Raw genomic sequence first — 5844 nt, 5'->3', positions numbered from 1 at the left:
GTTATACCATATCGACATCTCGCTAGATTTTGTCGATCGCGCCCTGACTACCGTAACTTACCAGCAGGTCTACGACTGGGAAACCGCCAACACCTGCCCGACGCGATACACTCAGCTAAGAGTGCTCCGAGAGAGGACGGAATCGGCCACGGCCGCAGCCTAACAGAGGGAACACCCTACTATTTATCGTTATGTCGGTGGTTACTTCAAGGTTGATCTCGAGACGTATCTGTCGGACGATTATGTTCCGTTCTCTGGCCGTCTTACCGAGGAACAAGAAAAGCAACTGGCCAACCATCTGGATGATTACTTTTACCCCGACGCTAAATCAATTTGCGCTTATGTGAAAGAGCAATTTGGTATGGATTACACCGTAGCGGGAATGACCGATTTGCTCAAACGTTTAGGTTTTGTGTACAAGAAGAGCAAGTCGGTACCAGCTAAAGCTGAGGGTGAGGCCCAGCAAGCCTTTTTAGAGGAGACAGTACCTGAGATCCTTGAAGAGGTAGATGCCGGAAATGCTGTTGTCTACTACGCTGACGGTTGTCATCCAACGCATAATACCAAGACTAGTCGGGAGTGGATACGTAAAGGTCAAGACTTTGAGATCGACTGCAATTCCGGTCGAAAGCGGGTTAATATTAACGCCGCAATCAACGGCATGAAGCCTGAGCACTTGGTTTACGACATCACCGACTCGGTCAATGCTCAATCGACGCAGCGGCTCTGTCGGCAACTTTTGCGAAAGCATCCAGGAAAGACAATTTACTTGATCTGCGACAACGCCCGCTACAATCGCAATAAGATGCTCACGGAGTGGGCCAAAGAGCAACGAATAGAATTTGTCTACCTACCCACCTACTCGCCAAATCTTAACTTGATTGAGCGACTTTGGCACTTCATGCGGGTAAAGATTCTAAATTCAACTTATTACGAGAAGCATGATGAGTTCAAATCGGCGATTTTGTCTTTTCTTGGAAACATCAAGCAATACAAGTCGGAATTACGCAGCCTGCTGACGATGAATTATCGGACAGTAAATGGAGTGTCCGTGCATTTGTCCCAAACCACTTCCTAACTGGTATATCTAGTAATGACAGTTTATCTCATAGCCCACTTTCAATAAATTTGCTTCTACAAGAAGTTATTCTATTTCTTATTTCTTCATAAAAAGAAAAATACAATCTAATGTTAAGTAAGCTAAAGTATTTAAGTTATATTTTTTTTGTTTTTCTGCTGGCTTATTTTGTTTTTAAAGGTTACGGCATATTTAAGCCAATAATTTGTTTGTGTTGTGTGTTAGGTTACGAGATCACGAATTATCTATTCAATAAAGAAAATAACACATAACATTGCGCACACGTCAACCGGCTAAGGCCGGCTGCGTGTGCGCATCCGTTCCGCAACATATGCGCAACAAATATTTGTGGGGCTATCGCCCTGTCCGAATGTTTGATCAAAGGATCACTACAAAGGGCTGGTGGCCTGGAGGACCGAATATCGCATCGTTCGCAAACTCTGATTTTCAAGGCAAATCATTAGCGGCAGGGCAGACAAAGCGGCAAAAGAAGCTTTTGTAGCACTTGGCTACCAGTCGTTACAGGTCTGTAAGACTTGAGCTTGCGAACGATGCGAGTCGGGAAAAAGTTTAGGGTCACCGGTCAGTTAAATTAGAAAGTACTCCTTTGCATTCGGTATATTTGTTTCCGGCAGCCGGTAGAATAGAAGTATTCAACCGTCCGTCTGCCGGACATCGGAAAATGATCAGGGAATCATTTCTCCTCGGCGCAGCGTAACGATTCCTCCGGAAGAACGGCGGGACTACCCGTAGTCACGTCCATACTTCCTTATCTGGAGGAAACCGCCAAAAGACAAGAAGCTGACGCTTCAAAAAATAGAAATCTTTTGGCTTCGAAACGCAAACGTCGCGGAACATCGTACTCACGGACAGATTTTCGCTGCGCTTCAATCCGTCGTGAGTACTTGTTCGTTAGCGGCAATTGGAAATATCAGTTTAAACCCCTATTTTTACTCAAAATCCACAAATCCACAACTATGCTAAGGACAATTATATTCTCAGCTGCTTTTATATTTTCATCATTTAATATATGTAATGCTCAAACACTTAACCAAAAAGCACATGATAAGATATATGATGAACTAGCAAATTTCTTCGCTAAATCTACGAATGGTAGTAAAGAATTACATCTTTTGGATTTCCCATATCTCATTACTTGGGTTGCAAATGATTTTAGTTCTGATCAGCAACTTGTAAATTTGGCATCATTGATCCCAGAAGAAAGTTTTTCCTTAGATCCTAATGATCAAGAAATTAAACTTCATGACGTGTATGGTAAGCGAATTATTCAAAATATTGTTTTTCCTCAATTAGAAGGTGAAGATTTAAAAAAGTATGATGCAGCAAAAACTAGGTTAAAAGAAGCATTCGATGAATATGACGAGGCCTTTAAAAATTTTGAAGATAGATGGGATAAACACCAAGTTCGATTGACTACCATCGGAAGAAAAGTTACAAATAAGGAGTTAAGTAATTTTCTTAATAGTTCAGCGGGTAATAGATTAATACCATATAGAAACGAAATGAATGAAAGTATTGTCCAGTATTTTCGAAACGCACCCTGGTCAGTATTATATGAAAGAAGTTTAGCAAAATACTTTGTATCTTATATGAATGCTGGCGAGAAGTTGTTAGCTGCTACGTCTTACATGGGTTATTATGCTGATAATGAGTCTCTCAAAGCCTTGATGAAAAACAAATGTACAGTTGGAGATGATTTAGATGGGTGGACTAAAATTCGATTTGATTCTAATCTTAAAAACTACAAAAGAACAGAGCAAAATAAGGGAGGGCGATCATCGTGGAAAGGTGTATTTTTTAAAGGTGGAGGTGGAGGAAGTTCATCTTCTTATGATCAACTCGTTACAACTGAAAATGAGTTTATAGAAATCGGTTTTTGCAATCTCAGATATATTGACGTTGGACCAGGTGATTGGTTTGATGCTGCTTTACTAGAAGACATTTCGGAGGGTAAATTCAAATTGAGAGAAGGTGCAGAGGAATTTAAAATTTATGGTGAAGATGGGCTAATTCCTAGAATGGTTAGTGGATTTGTAGTTGCGAGTGCTATAAGAATAAAGGGTAAAATCAATACGACTAAGGAGAGTGAATTCAAAAAAACTGTGAGAGGCAAGGGAGGTTTCAAGATTGGTCCTTTCAAGATAGGCGGCGGAGGCGGCAAAGTAGAAATGGGTGAAGTTACGACTGGACAGAATGGAGAGTTTTATACTTCTACAAAGACTGATTTGCCAATAATTATAGCAGTTCTAACCCAGAAGACTCGTGAGTAAAAAAATTGGATCTTACTTCACTTTCATATTAGCAACTGCTTTAATTGCTTCTATTCCGAGTAGAATTAATGACCGTGTATCTTCATTAATAAGCCATATGTATGGAGAAAAATCATATTATGTGTATGAGGACGAAACTATAGATCGTGCTATCAAAAATTTTTATCTAGATTCTTTATCGTACAAAGTATTTTACTTGGAGCCTAAAAATATCTCTTATGATCTCTCAGGTTCTGATTTAGGTTATACAGTTTCTAAAATAGGTAACGCACTACCTCAAAATACGAATGGAGAATTTCGGGCTAGAAGTAGAAATTTGTCAAGTGTTTATGGCGATTTACTCAAAGACATTAAAAGTGATCAATATCACAAAGAAAATTTAGACAAGTATGCTAAAGATTTTCTTGATTACAATAGAAATAACATTGGTTCGAGTATTTTTAACTTTCTTTCATATACATCTCCTTCGATAAGTAATACTGAAAGAGAGTATGAGGATAAATTTTCAGTATTGAATGACACAATTTCCTCTTATTATGCTTCATTGATATCACCTTTAGATTCTACTCTTTCAATCAATGTCAAAATTTCTACTTTTAGAAGGATAGTAAAATTTAAAATAGAAAGAGAATGGCTTTCAAGTTCATTACTCGCACGTGAATCAGAGCATGACTGTAGATTATCATCAAAATATTTTAGAAGAGGTGGACCGTTGGAATATATTCCCCAAGAATTTTGGGTCAGAGGAAGCGATAAAATAGTAGTAGAAGTTGAAAAACCAGAAGAAATTTTAGAAATTAGGTCTTGGAGATCAGATAAGTTGTTGATCATACCACAAAATAATGAGTTATCTAATTTTTATATTAATTCGCCTATTGAAGGACCTAACAAACAGGTACATGCTATTAAGCTGCCACGCGAACTGAGGTTGGTTTCAATAATTGCTGAGAAAGTTTAGTTTGATGAAGAATCTAGCTAGGTATACACTATTATTTGTCCTATACACTTCAGTCTATTTCATTCTTGATTGGATCGTAGATAGGGTAGTTAGTCGATCAGGATTTTTAATCGATGGTAACATTCTGTTTTATGGACTATTAATTTTGGTACTCATAATATTCTTTCAGCACTTTAAGTTGCCGAACGAAAGCAAGAAAATTTTATCTTATTTAGATCTCGTATTTCCTATTTCTTTAATAGCGATAGGTATGATCGTATTGTCAATGAATCCTGCAAGGAAAGCAATGGACACTAGCAATACAGTTTACACAAATACTTTCAATCCGAATTATGATTTCGTTTTGCCTTTTTTCTTTGAGAATGGCATAGATACGTTAGATGTTTCTGAAAAAGATAAACTATTAGAGCTTATCGATATTTTTATGACTTGCGGAGAAGAAGAAATAGAAGTAATTGGATACGCAAGTTCTCGTGCATTCGAAGGTTTTAGCAATAGTAGAAATACACAACTTGCCAATGATAGAGCTAAAAATGTAAAATCATACATTGAAGCTTGGACAAATAGTTCCGTAAATGCTAGAAATTGGAATGATTATGAAGAAATGGAATCATTTAGAAGAATCACTGATAGAGATTTACAAGGAAACCTAATTTCTAGAAGCGAAAAGCTTAATCGTAGAGTCGAAGTTGTTTGGAGTAATAACAAATGTTATAGAAATGATTAACATCAATTACTGTTTATTCTGATTAGTTCAGATAAATAATATGAGGGAAGATTTAAAAAATTATCTCTGATTGGAATTTCGATTTGATGTTCAAAGATAGTTGCCACCTCAATTATGAAAGATAAACAATCGCTTTTCAACAGCTGATAATCTTTGTTTTTCCATTTGTTCAAAACTTCTAGTGATTTTTTGTATTCATTTTCCGAAACAACTAGGTGAAAAGATTGATTTCTATTCGTGAGAAAATCATTTCTAATTTCTCCAGGGACAGAGCCAAAAAATACACTGATAACGCCTTCGATTTTAGTTTTAGGATACATACCCCAAGTGCCATCATGTACAGTCATCATTCTTTCAGGTGATTCATATCCTAGTGATATAAATGCATGACCTAAATTTTGATTACTCGCACAGAATGCTACAAAATAACGATTCTGACAATACAAATTATTAATAAATACTGTGGGCAAAACCAAAATCAAGAAAAGTAGATGTTTGAGTCTCATTGGCGTATTTTACGGTTGAAGTTACAAAAATTATGCCGCTAACACTTAAAGCTCAAAGGCAGCCCTGACGCAGTCGGGCCTGCCGTTGCGCTTTTGTTGGACTAACCCGCCATCCCACGATCCGACCCTATGGGCATTGAACCAAAGCCGCCCGTTTGGATGTAACCGTCCGAGCAACTACAGGTCCAAGTCCTTCCATTTGGCCCACGCCCCCGGCAGCAACTCCTCCAACCGGTTAACCTTATGGCTCCCGATGCGCTTAAGCACATCTTTGAGCCAGTCAC

General features: G+C 38.0%; 6 protein-coding genes. 4 read left to right on the top strand and 2 right to left on the bottom strand.

Going from position 1 to position 5844, the window contains the following annotated elements; translation table 11 throughout:
- The first annotated feature begins 181 nt into the window (after positions 1 to 181).
- The 4 genes from FUA23_RS21845 (at position 182) to FUA23_RS21830 (ending at position 5054) form a co-directional block, all read left to right on the top strand.
- Positions 182 to 1078: an IS630 family transposase gene (locus FUA23_RS21845; RefSeq protein WP_262713722.1), complete on the top strand. Its 897-nt coding sequence runs from the start codon at positions 182 to 184 to the stop codon at positions 1076 to 1078.
- Between the two features lie 977 nt (positions 1079 to 2055).
- Complete coding sequence (locus FUA23_RS21840; protein WP_147932904.1) at positions 2056 to 3369, top strand: hypothetical protein; 1314 nt, start codon at positions 2056 to 2058, stop codon at positions 3367 to 3369.
- On the top strand, positions 3362 to 4327 hold the full coding sequence (locus FUA23_RS21835; RefSeq protein ID WP_147932903.1) for a hypothetical protein: 966 nt from the start codon (positions 3362 to 3364) through the stop codon (positions 4325 to 4327). The genes FUA23_RS21840 and FUA23_RS21835 overlap by 8 nt, the downstream gene beginning before the upstream one ends.
- A 250-nt stretch (positions 4328 to 4577) precedes the next feature.
- Positions 4578 to 5054, top strand: a complete 477-nt coding sequence (locus FUA23_RS21830) for an OmpA family protein (RefSeq protein WP_187271186.1) — start codon at positions 4578 to 4580, stop codon at positions 5052 to 5054.
- 2 nt (positions 5055 to 5056) lie between these two features.
- Here the strand turns inward: FUA23_RS21830 and FUA23_RS21825 are convergent, their stop codons facing one another.
- Positions 5057 to 5560, bottom strand: coding sequence for a hypothetical protein (locus tag FUA23_RS21825; RefSeq protein WP_147932901.1), 504 nt, complete (start codon positions 5558 to 5560; stop codon positions 5057 to 5059).
- Positions 5561 to 5737: 177 nt separating this feature from the next.
- Positions 5738 to 5844, bottom strand: a 107-nt coding sequence (locus FUA23_RS23205; protein ID WP_406603413.1) for a transposase domain-containing protein, incomplete at its 5' end; no start/stop codon positions are given.

This window comes from Neolewinella aurantiaca, from assembly GCF_008014675.1.
Lineage (GTDB): Bacteria > Bacteroidota > Bacteroidia > Chitinophagales > Saprospiraceae > Neolewinella > Neolewinella aurantiaca.
This window is presented reverse-complemented; position numbering and strand designations above follow the sequence as displayed.